Annotated in this window: 20 protein-coding genes and 1 pseudogene; 19 read left to right on the top strand and 2 right to left on the bottom strand. The window is 61.7% G+C overall.

Annotated elements, in window-relative coordinates; all coding sequences use genetic code 11:
- The first annotated feature begins 32 nt into the window (after positions 1–32).
- The 5 genes from OSC37_RS10635 (at position 33) to OSC37_RS10615 (ending at position 4,996) form a co-directional block, all read left to right on the top strand.
- Positions 33–851 (top strand): inositol monophosphatase family protein, encoded by an 819-nt coding sequence (locus OSC37_RS10635; RefSeq protein WP_267161452.1) that lies wholly within the window; start codon positions 33–35, stop codon positions 849–851.
- 115 nt (positions 852–966) lie between these two features.
- Positions 967–2,187 (top strand): extracellular solute-binding protein, encoded by a 1,221-nt coding sequence (locus OSC37_RS10630; protein ID WP_267161451.1) that lies wholly within the window; start codon positions 967–969, stop codon positions 2,185–2,187.
- Positions 2,188–2,190: 3 nt separating this feature from the next.
- Positions 2,191–3,096 carry an ABC transporter permease gene (locus OSC37_RS10625; protein WP_267161450.1) on the top strand — a complete coding sequence of 302 codons (906 nt, stop codon included), beginning with the start codon at positions 2,191–2,193 and terminating at the stop codon, positions 3,094–3,096.
- Entirely contained in the window at positions 3,093–3,977 is an 885-nt protein-coding gene (locus tag OSC37_RS10620; protein ID WP_267161449.1) for an ABC transporter permease, read from the top strand. The genes OSC37_RS10625 and OSC37_RS10620 overlap by 4 nt, the downstream gene beginning before the upstream one ends.
- Positions 3,978–3,979: 2 nt before the next feature.
- On the top strand, positions 3,980–4,996 hold the full coding sequence (locus tag OSC37_RS10615) for an ABC transporter ATP-binding protein (RefSeq protein ID WP_267161448.1): 1,017 nt from the start codon (positions 3,980–3,982) through the stop codon (positions 4,994–4,996).
- Position 4,997: 1 nt separating this feature from the next.
- On the opposite strand, the gene OSC37_RS10610 is transcribed toward OSC37_RS10615, so the two are convergent.
- Positions 4,998–5,813 carry a DUF7260 family protein gene (locus tag OSC37_RS10610; RefSeq protein WP_267161447.1) on the bottom strand — a complete coding sequence of 272 codons (816 nt, stop codon included), beginning with the start codon at positions 5,811–5,813 and terminating at the stop codon, positions 4,998–5,000.
- Between the two features lie 198 nt (positions 5,814–6,011).
- Between OSC37_RS10610 and OSC37_RS10605 the strand changes: the two genes are divergently transcribed.
- The 3 genes from OSC37_RS10605 (at position 6,012) to citZ (ending at position 9,316) form a co-directional block, all read left to right on the top strand.
- Complete coding sequence (locus OSC37_RS10605; RefSeq protein ID WP_267161446.1) at positions 6,012–7,451, top strand: sensor histidine kinase; 1,440 nt, start codon at positions 6,012–6,014, stop codon at positions 7,449–7,451.
- A gap of 198 nt (positions 7,452–7,649) precedes the next feature.
- Positions 7,650–8,096: a CBS domain-containing protein gene (locus tag OSC37_RS10600; protein WP_267161445.1), complete on the top strand. Its 447-nt coding sequence runs from the start codon at positions 7,650–7,652 to the stop codon at positions 8,094–8,096.
- Between the two features lie 44 nt (positions 8,097–8,140).
- Positions 8,141–9,316, top strand: coding sequence for a citrate synthase (gene citZ, locus OSC37_RS10595; RefSeq protein WP_267161444.1), 1,176 nt, complete (start codon positions 8,141–8,143; stop codon positions 9,314–9,316).
- Between the two features lie 73 nt (positions 9,317–9,389).
- On the opposite strand, the gene OSC37_RS10590 is transcribed toward citZ, so the two are convergent.
- Positions 9,390–10,028 (bottom strand): helix-turn-helix domain-containing protein, encoded by a 639-nt coding sequence (locus OSC37_RS10590; RefSeq protein ID WP_267161443.1) that lies wholly within the window; start codon positions 10,026–10,028, stop codon positions 9,390–9,392.
- 95 nt (positions 10,029–10,123) lie between these two features.
- Between OSC37_RS10590 and paaA the strand changes: the two genes are divergently transcribed.
- From paaA to OSC37_RS10540, 11 genes and pseudogenes are all read left to right on the top strand, one after another.
- Entirely contained in the window at positions 10,124–11,065 is a 942-nt protein-coding gene (gene paaA, locus OSC37_RS10585) for a 1,2-phenylacetyl-CoA epoxidase subunit PaaA (RefSeq protein WP_267164178.1), read from the top strand.
- A gap of 5 nt (positions 11,066–11,070) precedes the next feature.
- Positions 11,071–11,241, top strand: a pseudogene (locus OSC37_RS18990) (PacF protein); the annotation flags it as partial.
- A gap of 9 nt (positions 11,242–11,250) precedes the next feature.
- The gene (locus tag OSC37_RS10580) at positions 11,251–11,595 is read left to right on the top strand and encodes a phenylacetic acid degradation protein PaaB (protein ID WP_368409584.1); all 345 of its coding nucleotides are present in this window, start codon (positions 11,251–11,253) and stop codon (positions 11,593–11,595) included.
- A complete protein-coding gene (paaC, locus tag OSC37_RS10575) occupies positions 11,595–12,428 on the top strand; it encodes a 1,2-phenylacetyl-CoA epoxidase subunit PaaC (protein ID WP_267161441.1) in 834 nt (277 codons plus the stop codon). The genes OSC37_RS10580 and paaC overlap by 1 nt, the downstream gene beginning before the upstream one ends.
- The gene (gene paaD, locus OSC37_RS10570) at positions 12,421–12,852 is read left to right on the top strand and encodes a 1,2-phenylacetyl-CoA epoxidase subunit PaaD (RefSeq protein ID WP_267161440.1); all 432 of its coding nucleotides are present in this window, start codon (positions 12,421–12,423) and stop codon (positions 12,850–12,852) included. Before paaC ends, paaD begins: the two co-directional genes overlap by 8 nt.
- On the top strand, positions 12,849–13,016 hold the full coding sequence (gene paaE / locus OSC37_RS10565) for a 1,2-phenylacetyl-CoA epoxidase subunit PaaE (RefSeq protein WP_176765335.1): 168 nt from the start codon (positions 12,849–12,851) through the stop codon (positions 13,014–13,016). The genes paaD and paaE overlap by 4 nt, the downstream gene beginning before the upstream one ends.
- 287 nt (positions 13,017–13,303) lie before the next feature.
- Complete coding sequence (rimI, locus tag OSC37_RS10560) at positions 13,304–13,765, top strand: ribosomal protein S18-alanine N-acetyltransferase (protein ID WP_267161439.1); 462 nt, start codon at positions 13,304–13,306, stop codon at positions 13,763–13,765.
- 11 nt (positions 13,766–13,776) lie between these two features.
- Positions 13,777–15,000 carry an MFS transporter gene (locus tag OSC37_RS10555; RefSeq protein ID WP_267161438.1) on the top strand — a complete coding sequence of 408 codons (1,224 nt, stop codon included), beginning with the start codon at positions 13,777–13,779 and terminating at the stop codon, positions 14,998–15,000.
- 122 nt (positions 15,001–15,122) lie between these two features.
- On the top strand, positions 15,123–15,638 hold the full coding sequence (locus tag OSC37_RS10550; RefSeq protein WP_267161437.1) for a phosphate-starvation-inducible PsiE family protein: 516 nt from the start codon (positions 15,123–15,125) through the stop codon (positions 15,636–15,638).
- 101 nt (positions 15,639–15,739) lie between these two features.
- Complete coding sequence (locus OSC37_RS10545; protein ID WP_267161436.1) at positions 15,740–16,843, top strand: pyridoxal-phosphate-dependent aminotransferase family protein; 1,104 nt, start codon at positions 15,740–15,742, stop codon at positions 16,841–16,843.
- Between the two features lie 230 nt (positions 16,844–17,073).
- Positions 17,074–18,492, top strand: a complete 1,419-nt coding sequence (locus OSC37_RS10540; protein WP_267161435.1) for a PAS domain-containing sensor histidine kinase — start codon at positions 17,074–17,076, stop codon at positions 18,490–18,492.
- The last annotated feature ends 305 nt before the right edge of the window (positions 18,493–18,797 follow it).

The following is an 18,797-nucleotide window of genomic DNA, read 5'->3' as shown; positions in this document are numbered from 1 at the left end:
AAAGCACACACTAGCACTACGAACGCACATCTATGAGTACACTCAATATCTCGACGACAAAGGCTCTCGACGTGGCCCGTGAAAGCGCTGAACGCGCCGGGTCTATCGCGATGGATCTCTTTCGAACCGACCTCGAAGTCGACACGAAACAGGGTAAGACCGACGTGGTCACCCGTGCTGACGAGGAAGCACAGGCGGCCGCAGTCGCGGTCCTCGAAGACGCCTACCCCGACGCGGTCATCGTCGGCGAGGAAGACGACCAACAGCAGGCCGTTCCCGACGAGGGGATGGCGTGGCTGATTGACCCAATCGACGGGACGAACAACTACGTCACCGGCAACCGACGGTGGGCGACCAGCGTCGCCTGCGTCGTCGATGGCCGGCCGGTCGCTGCCGTGAACACCATGCCCGCGCTCGGGGACACGTACGTAGGCACGGCAGACGGACTCCGGCGCAACGGCAGTCCGTCGACCGTCAGCGAGCGGACAGACCCCGAAACCTTCCGGGTCGCGCCGATTATCTGGTGGCCCCGAGACCGCCGCGACGAGTACGCCGCCGCGAGCAAGGCCATCCTCACCCGCTTCGGTGACATGCTCCGCTTTGGCTCCGCACAGGCGGCGCTGTCGCTTGTCGCCGGCGGCGGCATCGAAGGCGTCGTCACGAACGTCGAGGCAAACCCCTGGGACAGCGTTGCGGGCGCTGCGATGGTCGAGTGGGCCGGCGGAACCGTCACCGACCTCGACGGCGACGACTGGCACCACGACAGTCGCGGCCTCGTCGCCTCGAACGGCACCGCCCACGATGTCGTTCTCGACGCCGCTCAGGAGTTCGACCGGGTCCGGGATATATAGGATTTCGTATCCGTCCACAGTGAGGGGGACGGCTGGTGAGGAGTCGGGACCGCTCGGCAGACCGCTATACCCCTATTAGCAACCGGTTTAGGTGTACTCTGCTGTCGTTGTTGTAATGTCGCAAGACAACGCGACCGACGTGTCTGACTCACTGACTGACTCGCTCTCGCGCCGGCGGTTCCTCGTAGCGAACGGGACTGCCGCGACGGCCGCGCTGGCCGGCTGTCTCGGCGGCGACGACGGCGACGACGACAGTGACGGCAGCGACGGCGGCGATACGACCGACGGGGCCGAGACCATCGAGGTCGGCTACGGCGACTACGAGACGACGATCAGCACCGACGACCTGCCCGACGAACTGTACGTCTACGCGGTCCAGACCGGCTGGTCGAACTGGGACGCCGTGATGGACGCCTTCGAGGAGGAGTACGATATCTCGCTGTTCGATGACCAGCGCACCTCCGGGGAGGCGCTGACGAACATCCGGACGAACCACCCTAACCACGACTACGTCGCCTACAACGGCGCGTACTCGGTCGGTCTCCAGGCCTGGGACGAAGGGTTCACCACCGACTACAAGCCCAAGGGGTACGAGTCCGTCCCCGACGAGTTCAAGACCGACGACGGCCACGTCACGGCGACCCGCCAGATGACCGTCGCGATCAACTACCGAAAAGACGTCTACGAGGAGCGTGGCCTCGACGAGCCCGAGACCTGGGAGGACCTCAAACAGCCCGAAATCGCCCAGGACCTCGCTATCAACGTGCCGGGCGCGGGGTCGGGCCTGAACGCGATGCTCTCTATTAACCACGCCTACGGCGGCGACCTCGACAACCTCGACCCGCTGTTTGACTACTTCGACGACATCGCCGACGCCGGTGCCGAACACCGCCGCAACCTCGACCAGCAGTTCACCGCCGGCGAAATCTCGACGTACGCGGAGTACGACTTCGGCGGCCTCTCGACGAAGTACAACAGCGACGACATCCCTGAAGAGGACGTCGGCGTCGTTATCCCGAAAGGCCCCGACGGTGGCGAGGGAGCGACCCAGGTCCCCTACGGCTACGGGATGCTCCAGGACCCGCCCAACGAGGAGGCCGCCAAGCTGTTCATGGACTTCGTGCTCTCGCCAGACGTTCAGGAGCTGTTTTTCGACGGTTTCGTCCGCCCGATTCGCGCAAGCGAAGACGAGGTCGAGGCTCCCGAGGAGTTCCCGCCATCCGAACAGTACGACGACGCGGCCTTCGGCATCGACCAAGCCGAGTTGCTCGACAAACAACAGGGCATCATCGAGGAGATTCTCGAACGGAGCCCGCTGCCGGGCGTCGAAGCCTGAGGAATGGCCGACACACAGACCACGGCTGGCGGTCGCCTCCGGGCGCTCCTCTCGCCGACGACAGAGGCTGAGCGGCGTCGCCGGCGAATCGCGGTCCTCTGTCTCCCCTACTTCGTGCTGGCGACGTTCGGGGCCTTCGTCCCCATTGGCGTCATGGCTCGGATGAGTGTCTCGACCGACAACCTCACCAACGAGGGGTTCACCCTCGACGCCTGGCGGACGCTGCTCAACGACGGTATCTACCTCGAAGTCGCCTGGAACACGCTATGGTTCGCGGCCGCGACGACCGTCTTCAGCGTCGCCGTCGGAGTTGCGCTCTCGCACGCCCTGGAGAAGTACTCGCTGCCGGGCGAACGCTGGATTGTGGCGATACTCTCCTTTCCGATTGCGCTGCCGGGTATCGTCGTCGGCTTTCTCATCGTTGTCCTGCTCGGCCGGACGGGACTGCTGACAAACGCCGTCGCCTACTTCACGGGCGGCAACCCTATCGACATCGCCACGGCGCGGACGCTTGGTGGGCTCTTTCTGGGCTTTGCCTTCTCGTTGGTCCCCCGCTCGACGATGGTCCTGCGAGGAACGTTCACCGAGATTAACACCGACGCCGAGGAAGCCGCCCGCGCGCTCGGCGCGAGTCCGCTCGTGACCTTCTACTACGTGACCCTGCCACAGGTCTGGCCGGGGGTCGTCGCCGCCTGCGTGCTCACCTTCCGTACCGCGCTTGCCATCTTTGGGACCGTCCTCGTGTTGCCGGCGCTGAACGTCGCCACGCTGCGACTCTCGCTCGAAATCGGTGACCTCGGATTCAACACCCAGATTGCGGCCGCCATCGGGATGGTGTATTTCGTCTTCTTTTTCGCCTTTACATTCCTGAGTCTGCGGCTCGTCGATGACGACCACGTAAACATATGACAGACGAAACATACGAGACACCGAACGAGTCGGGAAGCAGGCTGTGGTGGCTACTGGAACGCCTCGACGTGAGCAACAGAGTGGGCCGGCCGCTTGTCACGCTTGTCGTCGTGCTGGTACTCGTCTTCCTGCTGGTCCCGATTGTGGCGACCGTCGTCGCTTCCTTCGCGACGACCTGGACCGGCGTGATTCCGCGTGGCTTTTTTACGCTCGACAACTGGCGTATCGTCCTCGGCATGAAAGAGGGGCTGGGGCCTCGCGGCGGCGTGTTTTCGGGCCTGTTTTTCTCGGCGATGGTCGCCACCGGCGGGATGGTTCTCAACATCCTCGTCGGCGTCCCGATTGCGTACTCGCTGACGCGGTACGACTTCTTCGGCAAGGACTGGGTCAACACGCTCGCCGTGTTGCCGGTCGTCCCGGGCATCGTGTTGGCGGTCGCCTTCATCAGGACCTACCCCACCCGCAGTAGCTCCGCGCTCGGGCTCATCGTCGGCTACGCTCTGCTGAAATCTCCATTCATGGTGTTGACCGTCCAGAGTTCCTTCCAGTCGATGAACCTCCAGCAAATCGAGGAGAGCGCGCGCTCGCTGGGAGCGTCCTGGCCCCGGACCTTCCTGACGGTCATCCTCCCGAACGCGAAAGACGGCATCATCGCGGGGTCGATTATCACCTGGACGCTCGCGGCTGCTGAGTTCAACTTCACGTTCATCGTCGACCCGACCGACCCCCAGCCGTTCGCGCTCTTTCTCTACGAGAATATCAGCCGCTCGCCGGTGTTACAGTCCGCGGCGGCCGTCTCGGTGTATTTCAGCATCGTCCTCATGGTGATTCTCCTCTTGCAGTCGGTCGGCCGGGCCGGATTCACGACAGCACAACGATAACAATGTCAGACGTAACACTCGATTCGGTGACGAAACGCTACGACAGCAAGGCCGCTGTTGAAGAAATCGACCTGACGGTCGCCGACGGCGAGGTGCTCGGCGTCATCGGTCCCTCTGGCTGTGGGAAGACGACGACGCTGCGGACCATCGCGGGCTTCGAGACCCCGACGGCGGGCCAGGTCCGCTTCGACGGTGAGGACGTAACCCACGTCCCACCCGAGGAGCGAAACGTCGGGCTGGTCTTTCAGTCCTACGCCCTGTTCGACAACATGACCGTCGCCGAGAACGTCGCCTTCGGGCTGAAGATGCAAGGCGTCGGGAAAGACGAGCGCAGAGAGCGCGCCGTCGAGTTGCTCGAGTTGCTCGACATCGCGGAGTTGGCCGACCGGTCGCCACGGACGCTGTCCGGCGGCCAGCAACAGCGCGTCGGCCTCGCGCGTGCGCTCGCTATCGAACCCAATATCCTGCTGCTCGACGAGCCGATGACCGGCCTCGACGAACAGCTCAAACGCCGGCTCCGGACCGAACTGAGCGAGCTTCTCTCCGAGCTCGACGTGACCGCGCTGTACGTGACTCACGACCAGGAGGAGGCGATGGTGATGTGTGACCGCATCGCCGTGCTCAACGACGGGACCATCGAACAGGTCGGACGACCACAGGACATCTACGAACAGCCCACAAACCAGTTCGTCGCCGACTTCGTCGGCACCTCGAACGTGCTTGACGGGACGGTCGCCGACGGCCGAATTGACCTCGGGTTCGCAGCCGTCGACGCGAACGGCCTCACCACGACAGACGACGGCCGTCTCATCGTCCGTCCCGACGACTTCGTCGCCGGTGGGTCGGCGTTCGAGGCCGTTGTCCGGGACAGATACTACCTCGGAGAATGTGTCCGAGTCCGGGCTGAGCTCCCCGACGGCCAGTTCGTCACCGTCGACCTCGACGATGAGTGGCAGGACAGCCAGCCCGGTGAGGTACTCCCGCTCGGTCTCAGAACAGAGGGCATCCACGTCCTATAGCTCAGGGACGGCCCTGTAGCTCGACGCGCCCGCCGCGTTGTCGGTCCAGTGCTGCTCGAACCTCGTCCTGGAGAGCGTCGATTCTCTCGGTACAGTCCGCAAGCGTCGCGAGGACAGGGTAGGTCGACTCGACAGCTACGCTGTGATAGACGTAACTCGGAATGTCGGGTTCGTCAACTGGGAGGGTGAGAGTCCGTCGCTGAGCGACAATCGCCGACTGGCGACCGTCGAGCAGCCGGTCGCATTTCTCAGCCAGCACGCCCAGGCGGGCGTCGTGAGCGTCGAGCATACCGAGCGGGCAGTTCGGTCCCGTCGACCGAGAGATCTCGTCCAGTTCCGCGGCGAGTGGACACAGCGTCTCCCGGGCCTCCTGGAGTGAGTCCTGTTCGTCGCCGAGTACGTCGCCGAGCAGCTCTCGGCGCTCGACTGCGCCCTCGACTGCGCCAAGCAAGGCCTGCTTGTGTGCCTGCGTGAGCTGTCCGTCGCTGACGACTGCAGCGGCGATGTCGGGTCCGAACTCGGCTGCGAGACTCTGTGCGTACGATTCGCCGTAATCCTCGTCGTAGTGCGAGACGCTCATAAATGTCGCCTCGTAGGCGTCCCGAATCTGGTCGCCCGTCGCCGAGAACCCGCCGGCTGATATTGTCGTTGCGGGCGCACCGTGACCCGTCGGCTGGACCGTCTGGCTGTCGCGGACCCGCTCGGCGAACGCCTGCAACGCCTCTCGCTCGGCGACAACCCGGCGGCATTCCTCGGAGACGGACTGTTCTACCGCGTCGAACCGCGTCTCGACGGCCGCTGGGTCGATGATGGGCACAGGTCGGGATTCCGCGTGTCGGGTGTTAATTGCTTATAATAGCCATCTATGGCACTCTCTCGCTCAATAGAGGGGTATATAGTCGCGAGGTGGGCAGGTCGGCGACGCGGCGAGCCGCGCAGTTCACGACGCGAGAATATCCTGCAGTCTTGCTACCACACACCATTATAATCGTGGCCACCTAACAGCCGTCATCCGATGTCCTCACTAGATGACGTTCCTGGCGCGGCGATACGTGTCGATGAGGAGTTCGTCGTCCGGGACGCTAACCCTCGGACATCGATTGTCTTTCGCGAGCCAGTCGAGGACATCATCGGTCGAAGCATCGACTCCTATCACGAGTCGGGTCTGTTCGACGCGAGCGCTCTCGAACTGTGGGAGACGAAACTGGAAGATGTCCAGAGCGGGGCGACCGACGACGTGACGACGACGATTACGTTCAGACCGGAGACGGACGACCGCTGGGAGTACGACCTTCGACTGCGGCGGGTTTCCGACGACGGTGATGTCCAGTGCTCGTTTCGGAGCGTGGGGACGAGCCGTCGATACGAGAAGACGGTCACCGCCTTACACGCCGCGACTCGTCGCCTGATGACCGCCGACTCCGTCGACGCCGTCCTTCAGCGAACCGCCGAATCCGCCCACGAGGTGTTGGGGTTTCCGGGCACCGGTGTCCGTCGCTACGACCCCGAAAGAGAGGTGTTGGAGTTTGTTGCCTTCGGAGCGCGCGTCACCGGCGTCGACTCCCGGCCTCCGCGAGACATCGCCGACTCGCCACAGGGGGAGGCGTTTCGGACCGGGAAGACGGTCGTCGAGGCAGTCAATCACGAGGAAGACGAGTACGACCGGTCGTCGTTTACCGAGACGATGTACGTGCCAATCGGGGAGACGGGCGTTCTCGGGCTCGGCACCATCGGCAACCGGTTCGACGAAACCGACCTGCAGTTTGCAGAAATTCTGGCCGACAACGCCGTCGCCGCAATCAGCCTCGTCAGCGCCAACGAGTCGCTCAGACGCGAGCGCGAGCGCCTCGACCAGTTCGCCTCGGTCGTCTCTCACGACCTCAAGAACCCCCTGAATGTGGCCCAGTTACGGACCGAACTCCTCGACCAGGAGGTCGAGAGCGACCACCTCGGCGACATCACACAGGCACTCGACAGGATGGAACAGATGATAGACAGCCTGCTGGCGCTGGCCCGAGGCGGCCAGATAATCGGGGACCGCCAGCCCGTCGACCTCGCTGACCTCGTTTCGAAGTGTTGGAACACCGTCGAACCGCGTATCGACGCGGAGCTGGTATGCCAGACAGCGCTCACCGTCAAGGCCGACGAGACGCGGCTCGCGTCACTTTTCGAGAATCTCCTGCGCAACGCCGTCGAACACGGCGGTGACGACGTGACGGTGACCGTCGGCGAGCTGGCCGATGGCTTCTACGTCGCCGACGACGGCGAGGGTATTCCGCCCGACGAGCGCGAGGAGGTCTTCGAAAACGGCTACAGCACGGCCGATGACGGCTCCGGGTTCGGCCTCTCTATCGTCAAGCGGGTCGCCGAAGCCCACGGCTGGGAGGTTGTCGTGACCGAGGGTGACGACGGCGGTTCCCGGTTCGAGATCACCGGCGTCGAGACTGTCTCATAATGATTGTTGCGAGTCGTTACCGCCGTCGGGAAACGAGACGTGGGTCTCACGCCGTGAAACACTGATATTCGTGACTTGGTCACGAAAATAACCGCAACAATCACTATCAGACTGACTGCTCGACCTGTTGTCTCGTCGGCATCCGCTTCCAGGCTCTCGTCGACCTGGCGGTGAGAAACGAGATAGGAGCATTTTCGTATGGGGCGGTCCACTGTCGATGTGACAATGACAATCAGAGAGATGGCACGCACGGACGTCGTCACCGCAGACCCGGAGACGACGACGCGGGAGATCTCGCGGCTGCTCGAGGAGGAAAACGTCGGGAGCGTTATCGTGACCGAAGACCAGGAGCCGGTCGGTATCGTCACCGACCGAGACCTGGCTCTCGATGTCATCGGCGAAGGGAAAAACTCCGCGACGATTGCCGCGGCCGACGTGATGACCGAGGACCTCTTCACGGTCGAGCCCGGCGAAAGCATCTACGACGTACTCGCGGGAATGCGCGAGCGCGGCGTCAGGCGCGTCCCAGTAGTCGAGGACGGCAAACTGGCTGGTATCGTCACGCTCGATGATTTCATCGTCTTGCTCACCAGCGAGCTGGAAAACGTCTCGGGCGTCGTCCAGGCCGGCATCTCCGAATACTAGACAACACCAACGACGTTTTTTACCGGTGGCGCGATAGTGCAGGTATGGCAGACTTGCTCAAGAAAGCGACCAAGCCTGAGGTTCACCGCGGACTGGAGGGTGTCGTCGTCGACGAAACGGGGTTAAGCGTCATCGACGGCAGCGTTGGCGAACTGCGCTATCACGGCTACCGCATCGAGGATCTGGCACGTCACGCCGACTTCGAAGAGGTCCTGTACCTGCTGTGGTACGGCCACCTTCCCGATGAAACGGAGTACACAGCCTTCGTCGACGAGATGGCAAGCGAGCGGACCGTCAACGAGGACGTCCTGAGAACCGCCGAGATGCTTGCCGAAAGCGGCGAGGAGCCGATGGCCGCGCTCCGGACGCTCGTCTCGATGCTGTCGGCAGCTGACCCCGAGGCCGACGCCGACCCCGAAGATCTCGACGCGGCCCGCCGGAAGGGCCGACGCATCACCGCGAAGATTCCGACGGTGCTCGCGGCCTTCGACCGCTACCGCAACGGCGAGGAGCCACTCGCCCCCCGCGAGGACCTGGGTCACGCCGAGAACTTCCTGTATCTGCTCAACGGCGAGGAGCCCGACGAGGTCGCCGCTGGCATCTTCGACGTGGCGCTCATCCTCCACGCAGACCACGGCCTGAACGCCTCGACGTTCACGACGATGGTCGTCTCCAGCACCTACGCCGACATCTACAACGCCGTCACCGCCGGCGTCGGCGCGCTGGCCGGCCACTGGCACGGCGGCGCAAACCAGGACGTGATGGAGACCCTCATCGAACTTGACGAGAGCGGCCAGGACCCAATCGAGTGGGTCGAAGACGCTATCGACAACGGGCGGCGCATCCCCGGATTCGGCCACCGCGTCTACGAGGTGAAAGACCCGCGAGCGAAGATTCTCGAAGAGTTCAGCGAGGACCTCGCCGAGGAGAGCGGCGACCGCAAGTGGTACGACTACACTACCGCCGTTGAGACTCATCTACTTGACGAGCGCGGCCTCGGTGAGAAGGGCATCGCCCCGAACGTGGACTTTTACTCCGGGTCGGTCTACTACCAGCTCGATATCCCAATCGACCTCTACACACCCATCTTCGCGATGTCCCGCGTCGGCGGCTGGGTCGGTCACGTCCTCGAATACCAGGCCGACAACCGGCTCATCCGTCCCCGCGCTCACTACACCGGTCCCGAGCACCAGGATTTCGTCCCCCGCTCTGAACGGTAACACTCGACATCGTCCAGTACCTGGCGGGATGTAGCCAGGTTGCGTGTGTTTGAGAGGCTGGATGCGTCACCACTTACAGGAACAGTTGACGAAACAGCGTCCGCTCGGCGCGGTGGAGCCGTTCGAGAAACGCCGACTTGCTGATTCCGAGGTGGTCTGCCACGTCCTCGGCAGTGGCCTCCCGCGGAATTGCGAAGTAGCCGACTTCGAGCGCCGCGCGGATACAGGCCTCTTGTTTCGGCGTGATGTCCCACTGCTGGGTCGCGCTCGGCTCGCTCTCGCTCTGGAGCTGGTAGGCCCGTCTGAGCTTGACGCCGACGGTCTCGCCAGCCCGCTCCATCACCCCCTGAAGGACCGTCCGGCCGACAACCGCACCCATGACGAGCGCCCGACCGCCCTCGTACTGGAGGGATTCGACCATACAGCCGGCGCTGACCAACTCGTGGACGACACAGGGATGTTTCGAGAGACAGCGGTAGGTCGACTCCTGACGGCCGTCGGTGACGTGGAGGTACCGGATTCGGTCGTCTGCGTTGAGTGTCTCGCGAAGTGTCTCGTCGACAGGCGCGCTGAACTGCAACAGGACGTTGCCGTCCTCGCGTAGCTGTGGCGGCCGGGCGTCGATACGGACATCTGCGGCCCGCGTCGCGGCCGCCAGCGGACAGTCGTCGCCCTCGACCTCGAACTCGACGACGAGACACTCCGCTATCATATCACGGCCGTAGGCTCCCTGAATATATAAAGACCCCATATAGACGGGTCAATGGCTTTGTTCGTTCTCCGCATGTACAATCATGAGAGATGACAATGGATATCGAGACAGTCAAAGAGCGCGCAGGGTCCCGAGAGTTCAACCCGACCGACGAAATGCCCGAGGAGTATCGCAAAGCAGCCACGCGGATGTTGGAGTTCCACGCCAACAGCGAAATCATGGGGGCGTACCTGGAGCGGCCGTTCATCCGGAAAGCACCCAGCATCGAGCGCAAGCTGGCGTTCTCGGCGAAGGTCCAGGACGAAATCGGCCACGGACAGATGCTCTACCGCGCCGCCGAGTCGCTGGGTATCAAAACGCGTGAGGAGATGCTCGACGACCTCGCAAACGGCGACGGGAAGTTCCTGAACTGCTTCCATTACCCGATGGACAGCTACGTCGAGACGCCGATGATTGCCTTCTTCGTCGACGGCGCGGCAATGCGCCGCCAGGCGACGCTGAAAAAGTCCAGTTGGGAACCGTACGCCCACGCGATGGACAAAATCTGCTTCGAGGAGGGGATGCACGTCAAACACGGCGAGTCGATTCTGTCGGAGCTGATGAACGGCTCCCGGAGAGAACAAGAGATGGTCCAGGAGGCCTTCGAAGAGTGGTGGCCCCGCATCCTCCAGTTCTTCGGCCCGAGTGACGACGCGAGCACCCACCACGACTTCGCCGCGGATGTGGGACTGAAGACCGCGACCAACGACGAACTCCGGAACTCCTTCCTGAACCGGTACATGGAGAAAGCTAAGACGTACGGACTGGAGATTCCCGACGAGCCCCGGATTCGTGACAACGGCGACGGTACCTACGAGGTCGTCGAGGACGACCTTGACTGGGACGAGTTCTTCACGGTCTCGAAAAACGAGTACGACGGCAGTATCCAGCAGATTAACGGCCGGCGTGAGGCCCAAGAGGCCGTCGAGTGGGTCCGGAACATGATGGACGACCAGACGACCGCGGGCGACAGCCCCAAGCCGCAGGCGGCAGACTGAGAACCATGATTTGGGAAGTCTTCCGACAACAACAGGCGGGCGGCGACTTCGTCCACTGCCGCGACGTCCACGCGCCAGACCGAGAGATGGCAAAACAGTTCGCAGTCATCCAGCACGGTCGTCGCAAACCGACGAACGCGCTGTGGGTCGCGCCACAGGACGAGATTGCACACGTCGCGCCAGGAATGGAAATCGAGGCAAGCGAACACGGCGACGAACAGTCCTGGACGGTGTTTCGCCAGGACCGAGCCGGCGGCTACCACACAGAATGTGGCGAACTCGAGGCTGCCGGTGTTGCCGACGCCAAGCGGGAAGCACTCGACACCTTCGCCGAGGACGACCCGCACAGCCTCTGGGTCGTCGAGACCGAGTACATCGGCGAGGTGAACGGCGACGACGTGGCCTTCGGCGGGACGACCAACAAGTCCTACCGATTCGCACAGACCTACAACGTCGACCCGGCCGCAGAAGAGGTCGAGGCCTCCGAGTCCGAGCAGATTGAGGCCGAAAAGCAGCGAGGTGATATCTGATGTCCACAACAAACGCAGACCTCGGCGACCCGACAGAGCTTTCGGAAGACGAACAGCGAGCGGTCGAGGCACAGCTGTTCCGCCTGGCCGACGACGAACTCGTTCAGGCCGAGCGGTACACGTTCTGGCAGGTCCGCGCCCCGACGCTCGAGTCGGACCTGGCGGTCTCGAACAACGCACAGGACGAGCTGGGACACGCACGCCTGTGGTACGACGCAATCCAGCAACTCGGCTACAGCGAGGAGTCGCTCATCTACGAGGGTGACCCCAGCGACTTCCAGCACAGCACCCTCGTCGAGTTGCCATTCGAGGAGGGTGACTGGGCCGACGCCGTCGTCAGGGCGTATCTCTACGACGTTGCAGAGGATATCCGTCTCGCGGCGCTGGCCGAATCCTCGTACGCGCCGATTCGCGACCGAACCGACCGCATCCAAGGCGAGGAAGGATACCACCTCGAACACGCCCGCAGCTGGCTCGAACGGATGTCTCTCGACGACGACGCCAGTGGTCGTGTTCAGGCGGCGATAGACAAGCTCTACCCGTACGCACTGACCATCTTCGAGCCGGTCGGTGACGTCGAGTCCGACATCGTGGAACTCGGGATTCGCTCACAGAGCCTCGACGAGATGCGGTCCGAATGGGCAGAGCGTGTCGAGTCGTTCCTGACCGAACAGGGCTTTGCAGTCCCGACTGACGCCGAGCCGGCAACACCAATTGGCCGAAACAACGAACACACCGACGACTGGCATGCGCTTCACGACGAGATGACAAGCGAGTACCGCAACCTCGGCCGGGATTCGGCGACCGTGCTCATGGACGAGGACGATGAGTAGCGACTACGACCGGCCGCGCGCGGACCCGGACGCCACCGCCTGCTCGTACACCGACTACGACACCAAAGAGCGTGCGGCCGGGGACGTGCCGGCGACCGGCGAGGACGCCGAGGGAGTCGAACACGAGGTGTGGTCGGAGCTGTACACCGTCGAGGACCCAGAGATGCCCGTCAGCATCGTCGACCTCGGACTCATCTACGGGCTCGAAATCGAGGATGGCGAGGCGACAGTTGACATGACCCTGACCTACAGCGGCTGTCCGGCACGCGACCTCATCCTCGACGAGGTCGAGGAAGCCGCAACACGCGTCGACGGAATCGACGACGCGGAGGTTCGGCTCGTATGGTCGCCAGACTGGTCACTCGACCTCGTCACCGAACAGGGCAAAGAATCACTGCGAGACTTTGGGATGAGTATAGAATGAGCGAACAGGACCCAAGCGTTACCACGAGCGGTGAAACCTCGGGCGCGGAGTGCCCGTACTGTGGCTCGACCGACACCGAGCGCGAGCACCCGAAAGGGCCATCGCTGTGTCGGTCGATGCACTTCTGTAACGAGTGTCAACAGCCCTTCGAGAAGTTCGAGTAGCGCGGTGGTTTTAATAAGTCGTTGCGTTTTCATCGTTCACGGCACCGAAAGCCCTCGTGCGTTCATCTGCCAGGGTTCAGATAGCTAATCAGCCGACTCCTGGCGAATGAAAGGGCGAGTGGTCCCGGGCGAAGCAAGCACGCGCAACGCAGTGAGCGCGCGCAGCGAGCCCCGGAGTGGTCGAACGCCGCGAGGGTTTTCCGTGGACTAGAGTCACAATCTCTTATTTAAACACTACAAGTAGCGCCGACAGCACATCTTTGTACCGTGACCACGTATCCCGGCCTGTGACGACAGTTCCCGAGCGGTCCGCGCCGACGGTTCGGGAGGCCAGGCGACACGACCTCCTCCCGGTCTATCGCATCGAGGAGGAGGCATTCGACCAGCCCTGGCCCTTTGCCGCCTTCCAGAGCTACCTCGGCCAACCCGGATTTCTCGTCGCCGCCGACGAGGGCGTGGTAGGCTACGTCGTCGCCGACGTTATCGACTCTCACGGGCGTGACCTGGGCCACATTAAGGATATCGCCGTCAGCGAGTCGCGCCGCGGTGAAGGTATCGGTGCACGGCTGTTGACTCACGCGCTGTCTGCACTCGACGACGAAGGCGCTGCCTCGGTCAAACTCGAAGTCCGCGAGGGCAACGAGCGGGCAAGACAGCTCTACCGGGCGTACGGTTTCGACCACCGCCGGACGCTGCCCGAGTATTACGCCGACGGCGAGGACGCACTGGTGTTGGTCCGCGGGCTGTGACCAGACTGTTATTGTCCGTCGAACGCGAAACACGGGACGTGACAACGCCACAGCGCGACCGCTTGGTCCTTGCGGCTGTCGTCTTCGCCGTCCTGTTCGCACAGGTCCTCCTCTATCCGGGGATTCCGGCACTCGTCGCCGAACTCGGCGCGACTCCCGCAGCGTGGGGCGGCAATGTCGGAGCCGTCCTCGACGCAGGGAAGTGGTTTCTCACCGCCGAGTTCCTCGGATTCGTCCTCTGTGCCGGCCTGTGGGGCGTTGCCAGTGACTGGCTCGGTGTCCGGACGCCGCTTATCGCTCTCGGTGCGTTCGGCGGTGCAGTCGGCTATCTCTCGCTCGCGCTGGTGCCGGGGCTGGATTCGGTTTCCTACTCCTGGGTCCTCGGGCTTCGCTTTCTCCAGGGTGTCGCCACGATCGGCGCGTTCTCGCTCGCTATCACGACGCTGATGGACCTCGATGGCGGTCACGGCCGAAACATGGGGGCGGCCGGCCTCGCAATCGGCGGCGGGACCGCGCTGGGGTCTCCCTTGGGCGGCCAGCTCTACGAGGTCGGCACGCTCGTCCCCCTGTACGGCGCAACAGTCGCGCTCGGCGGTGCCGGCGTGTTGGCGGCGCTTGCAGGTGACCAGTCGCCCACGGAAGGGCGTGATATGCGGGCGATTCTCACCAGTATCCGCGACCGTCCGGCTGTCGCTGTCCCCTTCGCGTTTGGCTTCATCGACCGCCTCACCGCCGGCTTTTTTGCCCTCGTGGGAACGGTCTACTTCCAGTCTGCGTTCGATATCGGCGCGGCCGGGACCGGTCTCCTGCTGGGGGCGTTTTTCGTTCCGTTCGCGCTGTTGCAGTACCCGATGGGGAGGCTTTCAGACCGTATCGGCCGGCTGCTCCCGGTTGCCGTTGGCTCGGTTGGCTATGGCGTCGCCATCGTCTGTGTCTTCTACGCACCGACGGTCCCGACAGCAGGGGCCGCGATGGTGCTCGTGGGGATACTGGGGGCGCTCGTCGCGCCGGCGACGATGGCACTGGTGACCGACCTCGCGGCTCCCGAACAGCGCGGCGTGGCGATGGGTGGGTTCAACGTCTTCGGCAGCCTCGGCTTTCTGACCGGCATCGTCGGCGGGGCGACGCTGGCCGGCGGAGTCAGCTTCGAGGCCGCCTTTCTCATCGTCGGATTCGCCGAGGTCACTATCGCCGTCGTCATGCTCCCAGTGTTGTCGAGACTCGACGTGCAGTGAGCAGTCATCCACCACACGAGCCAGAGTAGCCTCCGTCAGGTGCCGCCACCACAGGCACGCCCGGATATATACGTCGGTAGTACATATTGTGTATATCGAGCCGGGAGCTATCACATAGAGACATGAGCAACACCGAACAGTCGCCAGAGGGTCAATCTACGGCAGGCGACACAAGCCCCACGTCGCTTGAAGAGCGGTACTCAGTCGTCGTCGGCCGGTTCGTCCAGGGAGTCGAGCTGGTCGCCGCGACCGTCTTTGCCGCGCTCTTTGCGATAGGTGTCGGCGATTTGATGCTCCAGATACTCGAGGCGGTACAATCGGGCGAAATCACGGACCCGCTCGTCGTCATCGGCTTCATCGACACGGGGCTGCTCCTGTTGATTATTGTCGAGGTGTATCAGACGGTGCTGGCGTACGTCGAGGAAGACGAAACAAGACGAATCGTCCGACTCGTGATTTACACCGGCGTCATCGCGATGGTCAGAAAGGCCATCATCTTCCGAACGGGCGAGTACGCCTCGACGACGGACGCGCTATTTGCCGCCGGCTCCTACGCTATCATCATCTTCGCTCTGGTTTCGTTGCTCTTTGCCGAGCAGAACGTTGGAGGGAACGCCGGACTGCTGTCCGAGGAGTGACACCAACTGCCGAAGGTGGTCACACAACGGACAGTACTGGCTGCCGGGACCGCAACGCCCATACGGATTCGTCGAGAGATACAGTATATTAGGTGGTCTGAGTGACCAAGAACAGAGAGTACACCGACGACTATCGCAACAAGACGCTGTATCTGCCAGGGCCGACAGAGGTCCGCGAGGAGGTCATCGAGGCGATGGCTGAGCCGATGTTCGGCCACCGGATGGACCGGATGACAGACCTCTATACGACTATTGTCGAGGACACCAAGGAGTTTCTCGACACAGACCAGGATGTCATCGTCCTCACCGCCTCGGGAACCGAGTTCTGGGAGGCAACGACACTCAATCTGGTCGACGACCGGATGCTCGTCCCGACCTCAGGGGCCTTCAGCGAGCGCCAGGCGAACGTCGCCGAGCGACTCGGCAAGAACGTCGACCGAATCGAGTACGAGTGGGGGAAGGCAGTCAAACCCGGGGACGTCCGCGAGGCCCTCGAATCCGGCGAGTACGACGCCGTCGGCGCTGTGATGAACGAGACCTCGACGGGCGTTCGCAACCCAATCGAGGAGATCGGCGAGGTGCTCAAAGAGTATCCCGATACCGCCTTCGTCGTCGACGCCATCTCCTCGCTCGGTGGCGATTACATCGACATCGAGGGGAGTGGCATCGACGCCATCTTCACTTCGACACAGAAGGCGTTTGCAATGCCACCGGGGCTCGCTGTCTGTACCGTCAGCGAGGAGGCCTACGAGCGAGAGGTGAACTCGGATTCGGCCTCGTGGTACGGCGGCTTCCAGCGGGCGCTCGATTACTACGACCGGAAGGGCCAAACCCACTCGACGCCGGCTATCCCTCTCATGCTCGCCTACCGCACACAGATGAAACATATGCTCGATGAGGGCCATCAAGAGCGCGACCAGCGCCACCGAGAGATGGCCGAGTACACGCGGGACTGGGCCCGCGAGCACTTCGGCCTCTTCGCCGAGGAAGGACACCGCTCCCAGACGGTGACCTGCATCGAGAACACACGCGACATCGACGTCGAGGCGACTGTCGAGGCCGTCTCCGAGGAGTACGACATGGCCTTTTCGAGCGGCTACGGGCCGCTGAGCGAGGAGTCATTCCGAATCGGTCACATGGGCGAGCACGATGTCGAGAGCATCCGCGCGCTGACGGACGCCATCGAGGACGTGGCCGACCTCTGATAGGACGGGCCGGTACCGCCGTGGTGTGATGGATTGAACCGTGAATCAGCTGATTCCCTGAGCTATTCTGAGACTGGCTCTTACCGACGACAGTGAAACAGCGGAATCTATCGGGAGATTGGTTGGTCGGTCAGTGCAAGATACAACGCGCGAGTCTTTCATCAAGGTTGTAGAGTTCAAGATGCTCCACCCCACTACTTTTTAAATTGGCAAAATCAAATTTCAGCTTAATGACCTCCTCTTCAGACAGACCAGGGAAGCAACCTCTCATCAACGAGGCACCTGTCGGGATCTTCCAGGTGGACAAAAGCGGGCGTTATACTGATGTAAATCCGGCTGGTTGCGAGCTGCTCGGATACTCTCGGGACGAATTACTAGACATGTCGATTACTGATGTAGCGCCAAATGCGACAAATCCCGATGCCATACCACACTTTTCGGAACTACAACAAAACGACCACAGTCGGGCTGAGGGGACACTCCTACATAAGGAGGGTCATGAAGTCCATGTGATTATTGATGCCGTTGCGCTTGATGAGACGGAGTTTGTCGCGTATGTCCAAGACATCACTGAACGCAAAAAAACAGAACATGCACTCAATCAGGCCCGAGAGCAGTTACGCCAGGTTATCGATCTTATTCCAGATCCAATCTTTGTGAAGAACCGGGATGAGGAGATTCTACTTTCGAACGAAGCGAACGCCAAGTTAGTTGGAGCAACAACCCCCGAAGAGGTTGAAAATAAGCCTGAACCGGAGTTCTTTCCAGAGTCTGACCACTACGAAATGCTCCGTCAGCGGGATACTGATGTGATTGAGTCTGGTGAATCAACGACGTTTGAAGAAGAGTTGACAAGCCTCGTCGGTGAGAAACGCATTGTTAACACGACCAGAATACCGTTCAAAGACCCTAAAACGGGTGAAAAGGGGGTTCTTGGATACGCTCGTGACATCACCGAACAGAGAGAATACGAACAGAAGCTCGAAGAACAGCGGGATAATCTCGAAGTGCTGAATCAAGTCCTTCGCCATGACATTCGCAACGACTTGCAACTCGTCACTACGTATGCCGAACTGCTTGCCGAAGAGTGTGATGGCGATGAAATAACAGAATACATCAACACAATACAGGAGAATGCCGACCATGCTGTTGGACTTACCGAGACAGCCCGAGAGATAGCCGACGTGATGATTTCAGCCACTCCGGAAGGCCAGCAGGTCAATCTCCAGACTGTCATCAAAAAAGAGGTAAGCGAGGTACAATCTTCCGATCTGGACGCGGCTATGACCTACGACACGACAATTCCACCTGTTACTATCAAGGCCGATGACATGCTTTCCTCGGTGTTTCGGAACCTGCTGGAAAACGCTATCAAGCACAACGACAAGACAGTGCCAGAGGTGACAGTCTCAGCAACTGAGCAAGACGATGTGGTGACTATCCGAATTGCGGACAACGGCCCCGGTATTCCTGACGACCAGAAAGAGACTATCTTCGGCAAAGGCAATCGGGGCTTAGACAGTGCAGGGACCGGGATGGGATTGTATCTTGTGGACACACTTGCCACCCGTTACGGCGGCGAAGTATGGGTTGAAGACAACGATCCTGAGGGGGCAGTTTTCGTTGTCACCTTTCCGACCGCCGAGTGACCGAATTGTGGTGGTTCGGGGAAGTGTCGATGAGATATCTCTAGTTGCAGGTCCATCCGAATCAAGTAGTTAGTCAGTGCTGCACTCACACTCTATATTCAGCAGTCAGTATTGGCCCATATCACATACCCAATAGTTGTTTCGCCAGATTAGGTAAGAACCCCGAGACTATATCATAGAAACGTTCACAGCTGATATCCTGAAGCGTGACATCACATAGTGAGACGCTGAAGGAGATATAACGACAGCAAGCAATGCAGGACAACCTGTGTCTCTCCCAGTCATTTTAACACGGTTTGAGTCCA

It is taken from the genome of Halovenus salina (assembly GCF_026410925.1).
GTDB classification, from domain to species: Archaea; Halobacteriota; Halobacteria; order Halobacteriales; family Haloarculaceae; genus Halovenus; species Halovenus salina.
The sequence above is the reverse complement of the archived record's forward strand: the minus strand, read 5'-3'. Positions and strand labels throughout refer to the sequence as shown.

What these genes read in the sequence shown, in the direction of transcription:
- OSC37_RS10635 (WP_267161452.1), top strand. Translation starts at nt 33, where the DNA reads ATGAGTACACTCAATATCTCGACGACAAAGGCTCTCGACGTGGCCCGT.
- OSC37_RS10630 (WP_267161451.1), top strand. Translation starts at nt 967, where the DNA reads ATGTCGCAAGACAACGCGACCGACGTGTCTGACTCACTGACTGACTCG.
- OSC37_RS10625 (WP_267161450.1), top strand. Translation starts at nt 2,191, where the DNA reads ATGGCCGACACACAGACCACGGCTGGCGGTCGCCTCCGGGCGCTCCTC.
- OSC37_RS10620 (WP_267161449.1), top strand. Translation starts at nt 3,093, where the DNA reads ATGACAGACGAAACATACGAGACACCGAACGAGTCGGGAAGCAGGCTG.
- OSC37_RS10615 (WP_267161448.1), top strand. Translation starts at nt 3,980, where the DNA reads ATGTCAGACGTAACACTCGATTCGGTGACGAAACGCTACGACAGCAAG.
- OSC37_RS10605 (WP_267161446.1), top strand. Translation starts at nt 6,012, where the DNA reads ATGTCCTCACTAGATGACGTTCCTGGCGCGGCGATACGTGTCGATGAG.
- OSC37_RS10600 (WP_267161445.1), top strand. Translation starts at nt 7,650, where the DNA reads ATGGGGCGGTCCACTGTCGATGTGACAATGACAATCAGAGAGATGGCA.
- citZ (WP_267161444.1), top strand. Translation starts at nt 8,141, where the DNA reads ATGGCAGACTTGCTCAAGAAAGCGACCAAGCCTGAGGTTCACCGCGGA.
- OSC37_RS10590 (WP_267161443.1), bottom strand. Translation starts at nt 10,028, where the DNA reads ATGATAGCGGAGTGTCTCGTCGTCGAGTTCGAGGTCGAGGGCGACGAC.
- paaA (WP_267164178.1), top strand. Translation starts at nt 10,124, where the DNA reads ATGGATATCGAGACAGTCAAAGAGCGCGCAGGGTCCCGAGAGTTCAAC.
- OSC37_RS10580 (WP_368409584.1), top strand. Translation starts at nt 11,251, where the DNA reads ATGGAAATCGAGGCAAGCGAACACGGCGACGAACAGTCCTGGACGGTG.
- paaC (WP_267161441.1), top strand. Translation starts at nt 11,595, where the DNA reads ATGTCCACAACAAACGCAGACCTCGGCGACCCGACAGAGCTTTCGGAA.
- paaD (WP_267161440.1), top strand. Translation starts at nt 12,421, where the DNA reads ATGAGTAGCGACTACGACCGGCCGCGCGCGGACCCGGACGCCACCGCC.
- paaE (WP_176765335.1), top strand. Translation starts at nt 12,849, where the DNA reads ATGAGCGAACAGGACCCAAGCGTTACCACGAGCGGTGAAACCTCGGGC.
- OSC37_RS10550 (WP_267161437.1), top strand. Translation starts at nt 15,123, where the DNA reads ATGAGCAACACCGAACAGTCGCCAGAGGGTCAATCTACGGCAGGCGAC.
- OSC37_RS10540 (WP_267161435.1), top strand. Translation starts at nt 17,074, where the DNA reads ATGACCTCCTCTTCAGACAGACCAGGGAAGCAACCTCTCATCAACGAG.